Raw genomic sequence first — 16,073 nt, forward strand, 5'->3', positions numbered from 1 at the left:
GTCGCGCCTTGAGTTTTGATATAGACAGAAAAGCAAAAAGAAGCCATAATTGTAAACCATGGTTCTGACAAATGAGGGCAAGATGAAATCTATCTCTAAAATAATCTTTTTAAGCATCTGTTTTTTGACAACTACAGCATTCGCCGATAGCGAAGCGATTAAATCAGTGCCAGAATTTCGTGGGGGACTGAATATTTCGCAGATAAAAAACTGTGAAAAAAAATATGCGAAGTTATGTCCCGTTGAAAAATCAATAATGGGTACGCAGCAGTGGCCATGCATCGAAAAGAAAATGGCTAAAGATAAATCTTGCATTCAAGCTAGCAAAATTCGTCAGCACACCGGTTACCCGGCTATAAAGTTTAAACAATACAGCCGAGTTACTGTATTCACATTCTCAACAATCGCTGATGGCGTAGACGTTTTTTACATGGTAGATACTAAAGGTCAATTGATTCCATTAAACACCGAAATGGATCTAAGTGGAAATAATCATTATGTTGCATTAAAGAAAAAATACCCAGAAATTGCGTTAACTGGATTTCTTTACTGGACCAAAATCAACGAAGATCTATTTCCAAAAGCTCACAGTCTGCCCAACAAAAATCAACAGCTTATTTTCAAGCAAGAATTACGAAGCCCTGATTGCGTTGCCTGTGCAAAAGTGGGCGTAGTTGAAATGGCTTACGAATTTAATCCCAAAGGTGTTTATCTTCAAAGCAAGGCGTTGAGCATTACACCGATGAAGTAACGATTGAATGGCGTCGCATCTTGAGTTGTGAGAGGTTTCGTGTTCAAAAAACTATCACACCTCAAGACGCGACGCTGTTGTCTGTTGCAACTTCTGAGCGTTGAAGTGATAATATAGATGTGAATGTTTGCCTCTCGTGCTGAAAAGTTACGTAGCAGGAGGCTATGATTAACAGTAAAGGGTTACTATGGAAATTTTGAAAAAATGGTTTGTGGGCGTTATGGCATTTACCGTGTTCTCAGTGGCACATGCTAATATTTTTGTGAATAACGGCCTAGATCAGTCAATTTATCCTCATGCATTAACACCGAATATTTCAGGGACGGAGAAGATCCATCATCAATGTGTAGGCATTATTGAATATACCCTTGATCCTCTGAATCCGATTGCAATTAGTTATAAAACCCGTGTGGGGCGTGGTTGTCTCGTGGTCATCGACCCCGACGGCACAATTACACTCTCTGCAATAGGCGCCGCTTTATGTAAGATGAACGAAGATGTTTTAGAGCTAACGCTACCCGTTGGAAGTACTCCCAGCTAGAAGCAGAGATGCATCTAACTTAATAGGTGATATCATTGGCATATAAAGGTAGGCGTGAGCCTTGTTGAAACAGTGGATATTACTATGTCTAAAACCTATCAATTCTATTTGCCCTCAATCTCCTGCATTAATTGTGTCTCTGGTGTCAAAAAGGCACTTGAACGCATAAAGGTCGAAAAACCCGAGCTTTATATAATTGATTACTCTGTGGATTTTTCAATAAAGACCGGCACTATAACCGTCAATGATGAGTCATTAGATGACTTTATGGTGCGTAAAATTGTCAAAGAAGCGTTGGAGAACAGAGGTAATGATGTGGAAAGTTTTATACTCGATCCAAAAGTTGTAGAAGAATTGAGAAGAAAGCGCATTCGCAAGCATTTCACTAAAGGTTTGACAGGCTTGGTTTCTGGTGTGCTCATTATGGCGCTGATGATGTCTGGAATTCCAATACCGTTTTTTGCAATGATCGCAATAATTGCGTCGGGCTCATTACTTACTCTGGTTATCGGATTCGACTCTTATTGGGCTGCTGCCAAAAATTTATTTAGTCGTGGGCAATTGACAATGGATACATTGTTCACAGTGAGCTCCCTCACGGTTATAGGCGCTTCAATAGCGAGTATATTTTTACCCTGGTCACCCATGATCATAGAATCCGGGTTGTTAATTTTGGGGTTCCGTCAGTTAGGCGATGCGTTGATGGAATCTTTGGAAAAAAAAGCGGCTTTGGGGGTTGTGTTTACTGATCGTGCTATTAAAAAAGTAATGAAGAGAATAGGTGATAGCTGGGAACAGGCTAAATCTAGTGGCTTGCAAGTAGGGGATATCATTCAAGTGATGAGTGGCGAAGTCATTCCAGTGGATGGCACTTGCGAATCTGATAGTACCTACATACACGCCACTATCAAAACGGGAGAGCCCCTTCCTGTGCCAATTCAAAAAGGAGAAGAAATTTTAGCGGGCATGATCGTACCTAAAGAGGTTCCTTTTATCATCCTCAGAGTCGATAGAATTGTTTCTCAATCCAATCTAGCTCGTCTTGCAAATAAAGTAGAACATGCAAGGGCAGAGCAGGCGCCATTGTTGGATGCCACAGTTAATATTATGCAGTATTTTATTCCTGGCGTATTTTTGTTAGCGATAACTTCAGGAGTTCTGGTTGGTGTTTTTTTCACTACCGCTCATGCAATAATGTGCATGATTTCTATTTTAGTTTCACTGTGTCCCTGTATTTTAGGCCTAATTGCTCCACGCGCTCTCAAAATGGGGCTGTCCAAAGCCATTGATCATGGAATCCAATTTAAAAGTGAAAAACACTTACAGCTTGCTCAAGAGATTGATGTGGTGTTTTTTGATATGCATGGCACTCTTACCAAGGGGAAACCCGAGGTGACTTCTTTTAATTTATATTTGGATTCAAGTCCTTTACCTAAAAATTTTTTTAGCATCTTGGCCGAAATTGAAAAAGACTTTACTCATCCCATTGCAAAAGTTATTCGTCAGTATGCTTTATCGAAGTCTGAGGGTTTTGAGGGTGTCACTGTTATCAAGTTTCCACAAAAGCATCACTCTGGAGTATCCGCGATTATGGATGATGAAAAATATTGTGTTGGAAATCGAGATTTTATTGCAATGAATTATCCTGGCCTGGTTGATGTAATTCAAGTGCCCACATCTGGTTTTGAGCATGTGATTTATGTCGTCAAAAATGGAATCTTACTTTCTCATATTAAAATAAGAGACCCGCTACGCGAAGATGCAAAGTTTGTCGTCCAAGAATTACAAAAACAAGGTAAGACGGTTGGCATCATATCGGGAGCTGCTCAAGAAACTGTTGAGCGTTGCGCAAGCGAATTAGGTATTCAGCATCACGTGTACGGCGGCAAAAATTCCGAGGAAAAATCTAGTATTATTGAGAATTTACAATCACAGAATAAAAAAGTTGCGATGGTGGGAGATTCTGAGAACGATACGTTGCCAATTAGTCGCTGTACGTTAGGAATAGCAGTAAAATCCGAATCATATCATCAAACCACCTTAGATGAGGCGGGCGCGACAATTGAAAATGCCTCTTTACTGCCGGTGCTTGCTGCGTTTGCTGTTTCCCAGCAAACAGTTGAGAGCATCGTTGATAATCTGATGTTGAGCCTCACTTATAATACTGTTATGTCGTTGGTTTGTGGTGGTGTGTTGTTGCCTGTGGCTGGGTTTGTATTAAATCCAGTGGTGGGTGCAGGGTTAATGGTCGCTTCTGCCGTGCTGATACTTCTTAATCAGTATCGACTCTCTCTCCAAGAGTTCCCTTACCAAAGTCGTTATTCGCAATTAATGGACAGTCTTGCTCGGAAAAAGAAATGCACTACTAGCTACGGTTCAATGGCGCAGCACTTCCCTAGGCGAAGTGTTGAGCCTAACGAGTTAATCAAAGAAGCATTAGGGAGCTCAAGTCTGCCTTCTTTGCCTAAAACAGTGGTTAGCTCCTTTCCTTCGTGCTTAGTTAAAGATGATGACGAAGTACCGCCGATTAGCCTCTACGCCTCATAAATGAGGAAATAATTACCAGCGAGAAATTTCGTTAAAGTCTCTAATCCTGCTGGGCAGCATCAGCAACCTTTATCTCACTCTATCCGTTTTATCGCAGGGGCGTCACCATGATCAACTTCTCATACAGCTGATGCTTTGGATGAAGACAGGGTATCTAGGCAAACTGGAAAAGTTACAATCCCAGGACCAGGTGCTCAAAGAGGTAGTGGTTCTGGTGGTAGAAGGGGCGGGCCAGGTCAATGTGTTATGTTATAATGAACGGCGTCGTGTCTTGAGTTGTGATAGGTTTCGCGTTTTCAAGACTTGACGACCTAGGCACATATTGTAATTATCAAAAATTCATGTTATACTCACATAAATATAATTACATTGGGCTTATTTTTATGAAGTCGCGACTGGCTATTGAAGAAATTATAAGAAATCAAAATAATTCACGGTATGATGACTATCGTTATAACGGTCGACTGAATGTTGCAGAATGTTTAGAAAGCTGTGGTATTAAAAGTCGTGATGGATTTTACCATATTGAACGATACACTTTTAGCGCTGCTGATTATAGTCAGCTTGATTTCTTTGATATTTCATTCAAAGATAGTTCCTTCCAAACGAGTCTTCACGGTGCTGTATTTGATGGCTGTAAATTTAGTTCCTTACCCAGGAATCTAGATGGTACGCATTTTATTAATATGTTCATACCTGATTCAGGCAATTCTCCTTCTTTCGTTGGCGCTCGTTTTACAAACTGCACATCAAGTGGTTTTAGAGGGGGAGATTTCACGCAAGCCTTAATTGAAAGTGATGGAAAATCACTCGGACAATTTTTTAAAATGCCAAAAGCAAGTTTCGGCTTTCAAGAATGTAACTTTGATGGTGCTGTTATCAAGCAGCAATATCTGAACACTCGTCTTGTGGTATCGAGTATGCGAAATGCAACTATTGAAGATTCTGTGTTATACAATACAGGGATTTTTGGTCCTATCTACGGATCACGTTTTTATAATGTTAGCGTTTTTATTCCTGATGAAAAAGCTGTAGAATTTCATGATCGCCAAACAATAATTGATTTGGCGAGATTTCAAAATAATACGATAAGCAACTGTCATTTAGAATATTCCACTTTTTTATTACCTCAGGATTCAGTTGAATTTCAAGGTAATTCATTCGTTGACACGTCTTTTGCCTGTGCCGGATTTGTTGGTCCTGTTGGTTATGCTGGAAGAGAGAGGATCCAACATATATTCGAATCTCAAAGTCATGGTGCTTTGATGCGAAGTAACAAATATGACGACGATCACTATTTTGGCTATCCGTGTGTTAAATATAGCAGTATCGTTCCTTTCTGGAATATTGCATTACCTGTGATAGCAGTTGTTGTTTCGTTAGTGTTATTGGCAGGAGTCTCACTTGGTTCAATAAAGTTAACGAGAGCATTGAAAAGACGCCAAGAAATTATAGATCAGCAATTATTACTGTCCGCTTTCAGAAATTTGGTTAATGAAAAACAATATCTCTCAAGGAATTTAACTAACATTTTAAATTTTCAATCCGGAATGATTAAATATTTAAGAAATTACTTTGTGCAATATAATATAGAGCATGGTACTTATCCTAGCGCCGATACGGTAGGATTATTGCTAAATGGTTATGAGGTTCTAAATTTACACAATCCGAATTTACGTTATCACGCAGAAATTTTAAGTCAGAGAATTCGATTGATTCGTCAAATGGATATACCTGAGACGGAAAGAGAATATTTAGCGGCTTCAGCACCCGATTTACAATTAATACCTTCTGATCAAGAGCCATCATTACCTTCTAGAATGCATCGATGGGGAATGCGTCGCATTTCTGATGTTCGATCAAGACTGTTTTTTTCATCTCAAGAAGGGCATTCCGAACCTGATGAGGCAGAAAATTTATTTGACTCCAGAAATAATACGAGTGATAAATTAGTGCCGTTACTCCCGATGACTCTTTGAGTGTAAAGGAATTGTTTAAACGAGGTCCGTAATTGATGTACAAGCAAAACGAAGTTGTCATCGATGCATTCTAAGCGGCGATGATAATCGCTCTAATCATTTTACTTGTTTTTCAAATCAAGATGATCATTTGCATTTGAGCGAGTAACTGGCAAGGCAGGGCAAGTTCCGTACAAACGACGATAAAACCAGCTAGCACTATTACAGGCAACATTGGTAATAATATTGCCACAAACTTTACCTACCACTGCGCCAGCACAACTGCTAGCAAACTCTAAAGACCGCTGTTTTACCTCAGGAATCGAAGCTGGATAGTATAAAGTCCAACCGATGACATTTTGTAATATTGGAATTGCTGCTAGACAAGCTATTTCAGTTTCAAAACCTAATTCAGATATCATGTCAATCATGATTAATAAAATATTACTGGGTAATCTGGAATTAATATAGCCATCACCTAAAAGGAGGCTATATTTCACTAAGGCAGCAGTTGAATAAGACGTAGTTCGTCGTTTATAAAGGGTATTCCCACTTGATATGAGTGCAGACGGAGCCATGGCGCAAAACAAATAATCTTTGAAGTGTAGATAGTTTAATTGTGAGTTGAGTTCTTGTATTGGTAATTGCTTGATAGATTCACTGAAATCTTTAGAGGGAATAAGCTCTAAATGAAGATGGTTATCAGCTTCGAGGACTGTTTGAAAAACCAAGTCCTCTTTTTGTGTGCATTGTATTTTATGAGACTGTAAATGATTTCGCCATAGTTCTGATTGGTGGTCTAAAAATTGGCGAAAAATATTAATCAGCGGTGCAAACTTGTCACCGAATGTAATGACATCTGATGCGCGTATTCCTGGTCTATTAAGATTAGTTAGTAGCGTGTACGAAGAGCGACCTTCGATAAGATTAGGAAAGGGTGACATTTGTACTAAATATGAATAGACATCTGGATGAATATTGGGCATTCGAACGAGGGCTACGCTATTTACAGTTGCAGTTGCCATATATTCCACTAACTCTACGCCTGTACTTAAAATGGGAATGGTTGTATCCGCAGACGAACATGGTCGTAAATGATCAGTTAAATTTGCTAAGTCTGAGGCTTCGCCCGAAGCTAATACATTGTTCAATGTTGAGCGAATTTTACGCCAATCCCACCACCATAATTCATTCAGAACAAGAATCAATGTAGGCTTTTGTAATCGAGCTTGCTCTGTTTTAATTTGACAAACTGTAGCGGCAATATTTGCCATTATGCGATGATTGGGTAAGCGAAAACTCCAATGCATACCATAAGTCACCATGACATTCATTTTTCCTTGTGCAACACTTTCCACAATTGCAGGGACTCCCGGTGCGATAGTTTGCACTATTCTACCGTAGTCAGTGTTGCGGAATAATTCTCGAATTGATTTTAGTGTGGCAATTGGAGTAAAGATCTGCCTTCCAAATTTTCTCGTCATTAGGTCATCTACTAAAACTTTTCCTGTCCCTGTCGTGATAAACATACCAAAACCATTATCAGGTGCAACAAACAAATCTGTCTTTAAAGTAGCAACGCCCTTAGTGTAGCGAGCCCCAGCAAGAGTGAGTTGAACATGTTGGAACAATTCAGGAAATCTTACAAGTGCTTCTTCTTTTACAAAGCGAATTTTTGGATGCCAACTTTGTAATGCATGGTTCGCCTTTAGGTCTACGCTAGACATAGCAAATAGTGTGCTCACTTTATCTGCTGATGCTTCGGAATATATCACTTCAAAATTATTTTTATAGCCTAGTTCAAGATAGCGTTGAATTGTGAAATAAGCATTTACTTGATTACCAAAACCCGCATCATCTGGAATATAAACGCGTATGATCGGAAGTTTGGAAAATACTCGTTCGACTATTGCAAGTTCAGCTGCGGTATGTTTTTCGGTGCACATTGTTAGATATCTCAAGGGGTAAAAATAACATGATTAGGTTACATGGCGATAAACACCTTCATATGCGTTCATATATTTCACTGTGTTATAGTTGATCAATTCAACACGTTCTATTGGCTACAAAATATATCACAAAAACGCTATATAAACAAGCTTTTCGTCGGGTTCATTATCACCCAAATGCTTGCTAGTCGAAGACCAGGTCCTCTTAACAACATCGTGATTGGAATGACGATGAACTTGATCCTGTAACATCTTTCCAGCGTTTTTTTTCTGGCTCTGGCGCTATATTTAATTCTGGATTGAGAACTGGGTGACCTTTTATGCTTTTCGCAAGCGCTACTGCTTTATCAAACAAATTAAAAGTTTCCAACATCGATGCATCCTTCCATATCCCTTTTTTTATTTCAATTTCATCCATCATGGACTCCAGCCCACCATTTTCTAAATTCGTATCTTGACTAAAAATTCTAATAATAGCTAAATATACTCTTGTCTTCTCTCTAGATGTGTCATCAGGTGTGCTTTTTAGGAATTCAATAAGAAAATCGATATTAATCTCATCTAGAGATGATCTTGTTTTATTTTCTGTATTTAAAAAACCAAAATTATCCAAATAAAAATTTAAAAACACTGTCAGGCATTCACTGGCAGATAAAAAATTAACTGCCGAGTTTTTAGTGAGTTCATTAATGGCATGGATTAAAGATATGAATCCAGTTGCAATATTTATAATATCCTTTTCTATAAAGTCATCTTTACGGATATGTGTGCACGATTGTAAAGCTTCCGTATAACATGTTATCGCTTCTATAAATTGACGTTTTTTTGCATGATCTTTTCCAATTGCGAGCTGACATTCACAAGTGCATCGAAAGTCATCTATGATGTGATTCATAATATTACGGCAGCCCACGAGTGCTTTAGCGAACTCTTTTTTCTCCATCAGCTCACGGATAAGCACACGCTTTGGACCGTCATCAGCAATATATTCAAACGTGTGAAGTTTAGTTTCTTTGGGCTGTTTAGCAAAATTAATTCGTGGGGATCGAGAGGCTTTTGCTGCTGGTGGCATTGATGTAGGGAATTGCGGAACTGCAGCTGGAGCTGGAGGCGGCGCTTTTTTAGGCGGAGGCTGCTCTTCTTCAGCGGGGCTCTCAATCTTTACATTGGCTGCGAATACTTTTAACGCTAATGTATATAACGCAAAAGATTTAGTCACAACGGGATCATTGCTGGATAGTTTATGATTTTTTTCAGTCGCCAAATCTTTGTGGAATAATGATATGACTGCCAAATAATTTTTAAGTCGCTCTTTTTGAGGCTCTGATGGCGCATTCTTTGACAATAGTGTTAAAGGGCCATCGATTTGCAGCTCGAGCGCATCTAGTTCAGGTAATCTTTGAGTTGTTTTATTTAAAATTTTAAAGCTATCCACATAAAAAGTTAAAAACTTTTCCAGCGCATCCACAACTTGAGACCAATCTGAAGTCGAATGAAGTAGTTGATTAATCCCTTTGAGTGAAGCCTCTAGCGCATCTCGGATACTCGTATTGACTTCTTCGGTCACTTCTGCCTTTTCGATAGATCTCAATAAAAACAAAGATTTTTGATAATAATCGAGAGCTGACAGAATATTCTTAACACCCTGCTTAGCAATGATCTTATTGCCCCAATCAAATTTATTTTTAGCTTCGATTCTATTGTCTTGCATTTACAAACTACGCCTCCCTCTTGGTGGCTTCTCATAGCCAATAATTTTTTCGACTTCTAGTGACAGTGACATCATTATGATGAAGACTCCTGCAACTGCCATTCCATTATCGAAATATTACACAATATATGTGTTAGATGCACTAGTCACGACGATAATTGAGAAGTCATCGCCTGATATTGTCAATGCTTTAATTTACATAGCCATACAAAAATAAGCTTACCAATTCAAAAATAACGCCTGGTGATTTAATTAGTAGAGAATCGTTATCAAGTAAAATCACGGCTTGTTACGCTAATGCACATGCAGAAAGATACTTTTATAATTTAGTAAAAGAGGGTTTTGACCTCATGAGAGAACTAACTGATTGGCCAATGGGATATAATATTGACGCTAACTCACGAAAAAAAAGGCAAAAGGCAAGGAAAAATATTAACAAGTTTTACAGCAGGTCTTGAGTCCAGTTTGAACCTACTCTGCAATTAAGTACTGCATCTGGGACAACTTAAGACTCAACGCTCTAAGTATTCTAAGTTCTCTTCAAAAAAAGTGTCTTTGAAATTTCTATACTTTTATATTCTTACATCAGATAATGTCTTAAATGAGATAAGGCGAGGGTTAATATGTTCAATTATTTGATATGCATTATTGGCTTGCTGTTATCTGGCATCAGTTGTGCCAACGTCGGTGTGCAAACACTGGTATTGAACGATAAAACAAGACATCGGCCCATCATCATAAGCATCCTTTACCCTACGAATTCGCCTGTTAAAAAAAACCATGATGATAATGCTGTTTGGAAAATTCCGTCTTGTGTTGATATGGCACCGATCTCCTCTGAAAATCAACAATACCCTTTGATTCTATTTTCGCACGGCGACGGCGGTAGTCGTGTTGATTCAGCTTGGTTTACGATTGCTTTAGCGGAAAGTGGTTTTATTGTTGCTGCGATAGATCACACTGGTAACACTTGGGATAATTATCAGCCGAAAATTGCTCTTGAGCGTTGGCAGCGTCCAAAAGATGTCTCATTTGTTATCAAAGAATTATTACAAAGTCCGACCTTTGCTATGAAAATTGATCGAGAGAAAATTGGCTTCGCGGGATATTCTCTGGGTGGATTAACCGGGGTTTGGCTTGCTGGTGGCATAGCAAATTTGTACCAAAAGCCTTCGATAAAAACAACCGATATTGTTGAATTGTCAAAAGGTGCCACTCAAAAAATAATCGATCGAATAGACTTTTCTAAAGCAAAAAAATCATATCGTGAGCCACTCGTTAAAGCAGAATTTATAATGGCTCCAGCTTATGGCTATGCCTTTGATAGCCAAGGGCTAAAGAATATCAATATTCCAATCTACATTATCGCAGGGGAAAAAGATCAAATAGTGCCAATAAAAAATAATGCTCAAAAATTTGCTCATAACATTTCTAAAACAGTCCTAAAAGTAATACCCAAAGCTAATCATTTTATCTTTATTAATGAGCCAACAGAATTAGGAAAAAAAACACTAGCGCCAGGTCTCATCTCAGATCCGCCTGGCGTGGATAGACACAGCATACATCGTGAAGTGTATCAATCAGCAATTGAGTTTTTTAAAGTTGAATTTGCGCACTGTCTACCACCACCTCATACGATACCTCAACGGGCCATTATGAATGAGTAATTGGTGTAAGCAAGGCTTAGGGTCAGGTACTAATATAGGGCTGGCTTGCATTGAATGCTATGATGTGGAGAATTATAACTCAGACTGAGGAGAGAGCATATGATTGTAGGGAGTTTAATTGCTATCTTTATAGCTACTTGTGTTCTTATTGTCTGGTATTTTACTTTTCATCAAGAAGGTTACCAAGGTTCTCTAGATTTACCTCAGCAGAAGCTGATTGTTTTTGATTTTGATGGCACATTATGCGATTCGCTTCATACTGCAATCAGAGAATTTAATGCGCTATCTACTCAGTGGAGACTTAATCCGATAACTGATGTGAATGAGCTGAGAAATTTATCATCACTGCAAGCATTACGGAGGCATGGTGTAAGTTGGTGGAAACTGCCCATGCTAAAACACAAACTGGTTAAAGCCATAGTTCCACATATCATCAAAATGAAGCTTCCTATTGGTATGCTCGAAGTCCTATGTGAATTGAAAAAATCTGGATTTAAGCTAGGTATTCTAACGTCAAATTCTTATGAGAACACACGGCAATTTTTGGAGCATCATCAAATCAGCGTCTTTGAATTCATTTATTTTGGCAGCGCCATTTTTGGTAAAGCACGCCTTTTAAAAAAGATTAAATTAAAAGCAAAATGTTCTGAAATTTTTTATGTAGGTGATGAAAGTCGTGACATAGATGCAGCAAATAAAATTAATATTCCTTCAATCGCCGTGACCTGGGGCTACCACTCGGAGAAGTTGTTGTCTGAACATCAACCGATTTATACAGCTAAATCTCCAGCGGATTTACTTGTGATTTTGGAAAAAAAATGTTTTGGATCATGAAATAAATAAGGTTAGGGTGGGTCTAAGTAAGGCCGCACATCTGAACTTGCCATTCACCAGTACATGAGTGCTATAATCTTGTATTTCTAGGGATAGTATGCCACAATGATCGATTAATGTACTTTCGGTCACGTTTAATCGATTAAAACAAATATCCGCCTAGACCGAATTTGGAGTTTATTGCTCCATAGGCTGGTTTAGGAGAAGAGTTATGCCATTTGATACCCTTGGGTTGGCGCCCGAGTTAGTCCGTGTTGCCGCAGAAAAAGGTTACAAAGTTTCAACCCCCATTCAGCGTCAAGCAATCCCGCCCATTTTAGCAGGTCGCGATATTCTAGCCGGTGCTCAAACAGGCACTGGAAAAACAGCGGCTTTTGCGTTCCCAATTTTGCAATTGATGAGCCAAAATGCAGCTGCTATTAAGACACGTAAAATTCGTGTGCTTGTGTTAACACCAACACGCGAATTAGCAGCGCAAGTTGATGAAAGCTTTAAAACCTACGGTGAATATTTACCTTTTAAATCGTTTGTAGTTTTCGGTGGAGTGAGTATTAATGTGCAAATGGAAAAATTGCGCAAAGGTTGCGATATTTTAGTCGCTACACCCGGACGATTATTAGATCATGTAGAGCGTCGTACGGTCGATTTATCGAATGTTGAAATTTTAGTGTTAGATGAAGCTGATCGCATGTTAGATATGGGATTTATTCGTGATATTCGTAAGATTATTTCGATACTGCCCAAGCAGCGACAAAACCTCATGTTTTCAGCAACATATTCAACTGATATTAAAGCGCTCGCAGACAGTATGCTTAAATCGCCGGTCACTGTTGAAGTTGCGCAGCGCAATTCAACGGCGGAAGGCATTAAACATTTTGTGCACCCCGTTGACAAGACAGCAAAATCTAAATTGCTGTCTTATTTAATTGGTTCGCGAAATTTGAAGCAAGTACTCGTATTTACTCGCACAAAACATGGTGCCGATCGTTTAGCGAAACATTTATCGCAAGATGGTCTGAGTTCAGCGGCCATTCATGGTAATAAAACACAAGGTGCACGAACGCGTGCCTTAGCAGAATTTAAAGAAAATAAAGTGCGTGTATTAGTCGCTACTGATATTGCTGCTCGTGGTCTGGATATCGATCAACTACCCATAGTTGTCAATTTTGATTTACCAATGGTACCGGAAGACTATGTTCATCGTATCGGCCGTACTGGTCGCGCAGGTAACGAAGGTGAAGCGATTTCACTGGTGAGCCTAGATGAGCATCGCTTACTAAAAGACATCGAACGTCTTCTCAAACGCGAAATACCGCAATCGGTTATTCCTGGATTCGAACCAGATCTTTCCGTCAAATACCAAGCGCCTGTCAATCAGCGCAATAAAAGACCGTCAGCAAGGCCTAACAGCTTCTCTGACAAGCGCCAAGGCGGGTGGAAAGGCGGTTCTGCTAACAACAGTGCCCGTCGCGGTCGTTCGGGAAGTCGAGGGAGCTAAGTGGGCAGGAGCTTGCTCCTTCCCTTGCTTTTACCTCTGATCTGCTAGAGCTACGCCCCCATTTCCCTACGCTACCGACCTAAAAGTGCAAAATCAGCTTAACAATCCACTGGATGCAACAGCCACTGTGTTCGCTGCTGATCCAGGCAACGGGTATTACTAGCGGAAATGCTAAACTCTATGTGGGCAATAAGCAGGATACTGGGCTACATCAGGCTGAAGTTCGAGCCTATAATATTCAATAGACGAAGTTAAAAAAAGAGAGGGATTTGCCCTCTCTTTTTTATGAAGGACAAGCATTGATAAATGCCCCCCCACCATGATAATATTTACACTGATATATATTAATATACCGGAACTAATCATGAAAAAATTATTTACGATATCTGTTTTGACCTGCTTAATGTTGATTTCAGGATTAACTTTCGCCTCAAAAAATTCTTCAAGAATATACAGACCAAAATCATGCCCCATAATCAGGGAAATTCAACAAGCTGATATCATTAACTTGAGTGACACGGGTCTCTATTTTGCAATGTTCGTAACCACAGTTCCTGGTGAACAGAGATGGGCTCTCCTTATTAATAATAATGAACCTGCCAATCCTGAAGATTTTTTATCCCAAGCAAAGCTTGCCATCAGCACTATAAGCGCTAATCCCGTGCAAGAGAAAAGTGAGCGAGAGATCACTTGTACTTATCCGACCCCACTCTTAAGTAAAAGCAGGAAGCCACTTAGTATATTCATTCTTCCTTTTAATGCTTTTATTGTAGGTTAACGTGGATTGATTTGCTCTTTCTTCTTTCCAGCTAGTGCATCACGTATTTTTATTTCCATTGTATTGGGCATATTTGATGATAAAAAATAGTGTTTAAGAAAATCATCAAATCCAAATTGCTGATAAATCGGTACGTCTCTTTTCAAGCTAAACATAAATTTTAAATTGGCTATACGTTCTTTCAGATTCAAGGGACGGGCTTTGTGAATGATGGATTCAATGTCAATAAGAGCTAGATTGTTCCCTACGCTTATTATATTCCCTAAATGCAAATCACCAAACTTAAGTCCCGCAGCATGGAGTCGTGAAATTAAGCCAGGTAACATTGATAATTTTGTAAAATCTTTACGACATGCAAGATCATAGAGTGAATATCCTGTTATGAATTTATATACGATAATATTACATTTTAGTGCTGGATAATGATACACAGCTACAATTTCAGGGCCGAGAATCTCGAGTGCTCTTAAAATTTCAGCATTCTCTACGAATCGCCTCGTCTCAGTTAATATTTTTTTAGGTAACGAAAAGCGGGGCTTGTAGATGAATTTGATAACATCATTATTTGGGGTAAGTAGTATATCTAAGCGACGTTTATCCCTTTTTATCAAACGCGCGCCATCAACAAGACAACAATAATCTTGGGTTGATAAGACTCTTCTATCCATAGTTGAATTCTTTAACCACTTAAACTAATATCATCCTATCATTGGACTAAAATGGAAGCAAGCCAATGTTGAATACAAACTTTGAATACTTCACGCGAAAAACTAATCGTAGAGTGATCTACTATTACAGTCCCTATGATACATTAATAAATACTTTTCTAGATATAGACAATATAATAACCACCAAAACAGTGTCTATATTAAGGGAAAACGTAAAGCATAATAAATCAGCATTTCTTGTTAATCTTGATTCGCATCAATTTATTATTGAGCGTCATAGAATTAATAGCATAGGGAAGCGCTTGAAACGCGCGATAAAAAACCCTACAAAAAAACTTTTGGAGAATGCTAGCATGCTATTAAAGCATGAAATTCCAATAGTTGAACCTATTGCATTAATACAGCATTACTCGTTAGGGTTTCCGAAAAAAGAATTTTTAGTCAATAAATATTATAAAGGAATGATTGGATGTGATTATTTTTCTAGTGAGTCTCCCATGAAGTCACATTGGGAATCTGCTATGAATGCAATATTAAATTTATCACTAAAATTAAAGGCTGCGAAATTTACCCATGATTATTTCCGTAGCCAAAATATTTTAATGGTTGATCACAAACCACTATTGGTAGATATTCAAAATATAAATAAATTTAATGGTGATGAAAGAGCCTTTGAGATCGAGCATGGTTTTGACATTGACTATTTTTATCGCTATCTAAGGTTCAGCCCTGACGCACAAAAGTTATTCGGTGAGGTTTTTGGATTAAATAAACCCAATTTTCACTTTTCCACACAAACTCCCGGAGCATCTTTTTTATAAACCTTTTCTACCCCTGCCCAAGCTACTTTTTGTGCCACTGCTTCAAGGCTATTATTTCTCTGCCTTTTTTGGGGGTGTCATATTGTTTTAGAGCATTATTATAAGCGTTCATAAAAATCGATCGTGCTTGTATTGGTAATATTTTTTGCAAATTAGCTGGAAGGTCACTAACGCTTTGGTAAGGCATGATTGACCCTTTCAGTGAGTGGATAGTTATAATTCTAGCATAATTCTTAGAAATTATAAATTTCTACCATGATCCGAATTTGATTATCTTTTGTGGGTTAGTTCAACATTTTAAGATCCGAATTATATAATGAAATTAACGGAAATAAAAAACCGATTGAAAA

At 38.6% G+C, this 16,073-nt stretch carries 14 protein-coding genes; 10 read left to right on the forward strand and 4 right to left on the reverse strand.

Annotation, left to right across the window (positions count from 1 at the left end):
• The first annotated feature begins 82 nt into the window (after positions 1-82).
• From K2X50_03395 to K2X50_03410, 4 genes are all read left to right on the forward strand, one after another.
• Complete coding sequence (locus K2X50_03395; protein ID MBX9586281.1) at positions 83-751, forward strand: hypothetical protein; 669 nt, start codon at positions 83-85, stop codon at positions 749-751.
• Between the two features lie 187 nt (positions 752-938).
• Entirely contained in the window at positions 939-1,292 is a 354-nt protein-coding gene (locus tag K2X50_03400) for a hypothetical protein (GenBank protein ID MBX9586282.1), read from the forward strand.
• An 84-nt stretch (positions 1,293-1,376) separates the two neighbouring features.
• Complete coding sequence (locus tag K2X50_03405; protein ID MBX9586283.1) at positions 1,377-3,839, forward strand: HAD-IC family P-type ATPase; 2,463 nt, start codon at positions 1,377-1,379, stop codon at positions 3,837-3,839.
• A gap of 383 nt (positions 3,840-4,222) precedes the next feature.
• Positions 4,223-5,818 (forward strand): pentapeptide repeat-containing protein, encoded by a 1,596-nt coding sequence (locus K2X50_03410; GenBank protein ID MBX9586284.1) that lies wholly within the window; start codon positions 4,223-4,225, stop codon positions 5,816-5,818.
• Positions 5,819-5,919: 101 nt separating this feature from the next.
• Here K2X50_03410 and K2X50_03415 read toward each other — a convergent pair whose 3' ends face one another.
• Together K2X50_03415 and K2X50_03420 are read right to left on the reverse strand one after the other, a co-directional pair.
• On the reverse strand, positions 5,920-7,743 hold the full coding sequence (locus K2X50_03415) for a hypothetical protein (protein MBX9586285.1): 1,824 nt from the start codon (positions 7,741-7,743) through the stop codon (positions 5,920-5,922).
• A 208-nt stretch (positions 7,744-7,951) separates the two neighbouring features.
• Positions 7,952-9,457 (reverse strand): hypothetical protein, encoded by a 1,506-nt coding sequence (locus K2X50_03420; protein MBX9586286.1) that lies wholly within the window; start codon positions 9,455-9,457, stop codon positions 7,952-7,954.
• 76 nt (positions 9,458-9,533) lie between these two features.
• On the opposite strand from K2X50_03420, the gene K2X50_03425 reads away from it, so the two are divergent.
• From K2X50_03425 to K2X50_03445, 5 genes are all read left to right on the forward strand, one after another.
• Positions 9,534-9,674 carry a hypothetical protein gene (locus K2X50_03425; GenBank protein ID MBX9586287.1) on the forward strand — a complete coding sequence of 47 codons (141 nt, stop codon included), beginning with the start codon at positions 9,534-9,536 and terminating at the stop codon, positions 9,672-9,674.
• Positions 9,675-10,080: 406 nt separating this feature from the next.
• Entirely contained in the window at positions 10,081-11,124 is a 1,044-nt protein-coding gene (locus K2X50_03430; protein ID MBX9586288.1) for an alpha/beta fold hydrolase, read from the forward strand.
• 99 nt (positions 11,125-11,223) lie between these two features.
• A complete protein-coding gene (locus tag K2X50_03435) occupies positions 11,224-11,958 on the forward strand; it encodes an HAD-IA family hydrolase (GenBank protein MBX9586289.1) in 735 nt (244 codons plus the stop codon).
• 211 nt (positions 11,959-12,169) lie between these two features.
• Positions 12,170-13,456 carry a DEAD/DEAH box helicase gene (locus K2X50_03440; protein MBX9586290.1) on the forward strand — a complete coding sequence of 429 codons (1,287 nt, stop codon included), beginning with the start codon at positions 12,170-12,172 and terminating at the stop codon, positions 13,454-13,456.
• 364 nt (positions 13,457-13,820) lie between these two features.
• On the forward strand, positions 13,821-14,234 hold the full coding sequence (locus tag K2X50_03445; protein MBX9586291.1) for a hypothetical protein: 414 nt from the start codon (positions 13,821-13,823) through the stop codon (positions 14,232-14,234).
• Here the strand turns inward: K2X50_03445 and K2X50_03450 are convergent.
• Positions 14,231-14,902: a hypothetical protein gene (locus K2X50_03450; GenBank protein MBX9586292.1), complete on the reverse strand. Its 672-nt coding sequence runs from the start codon at positions 14,900-14,902 to the stop codon at positions 14,231-14,233. The genes K2X50_03445 and K2X50_03450 overlap by 4 nt on opposite strands.
• 65 nt (positions 14,903-14,967) lie before the next feature.
• Here K2X50_03450 and K2X50_03455 point away from each other — a divergent pair, with 65 nt between their 5' ends.
• Positions 14,968-15,723 carry a hypothetical protein gene (locus K2X50_03455; protein ID MBX9586293.1) on the forward strand — a complete coding sequence of 252 codons (756 nt, stop codon included), beginning with the start codon at positions 14,968-14,970 and terminating at the stop codon, positions 15,721-15,723.
• 22 nt (positions 15,724-15,745) lie between these two features.
• Here the strand turns inward: K2X50_03455 and K2X50_03460 are convergent, their stop codons facing one another.
• A complete protein-coding gene (locus tag K2X50_03460; GenBank protein ID MBX9586294.1) occupies positions 15,746-15,910 on the reverse strand; it encodes a ChaB family protein in 165 nt (54 codons plus the stop codon).
• Positions 15,911-16,073 lie beyond the last annotated feature (163 nt).

Source organism: Gammaproteobacteria bacterium, from assembly GCA_019748175.1.
GTDB lineage: Bacteria > Pseudomonadota > Gammaproteobacteria > JAIEPX01 > JAIEPX01 > JAIEPX01.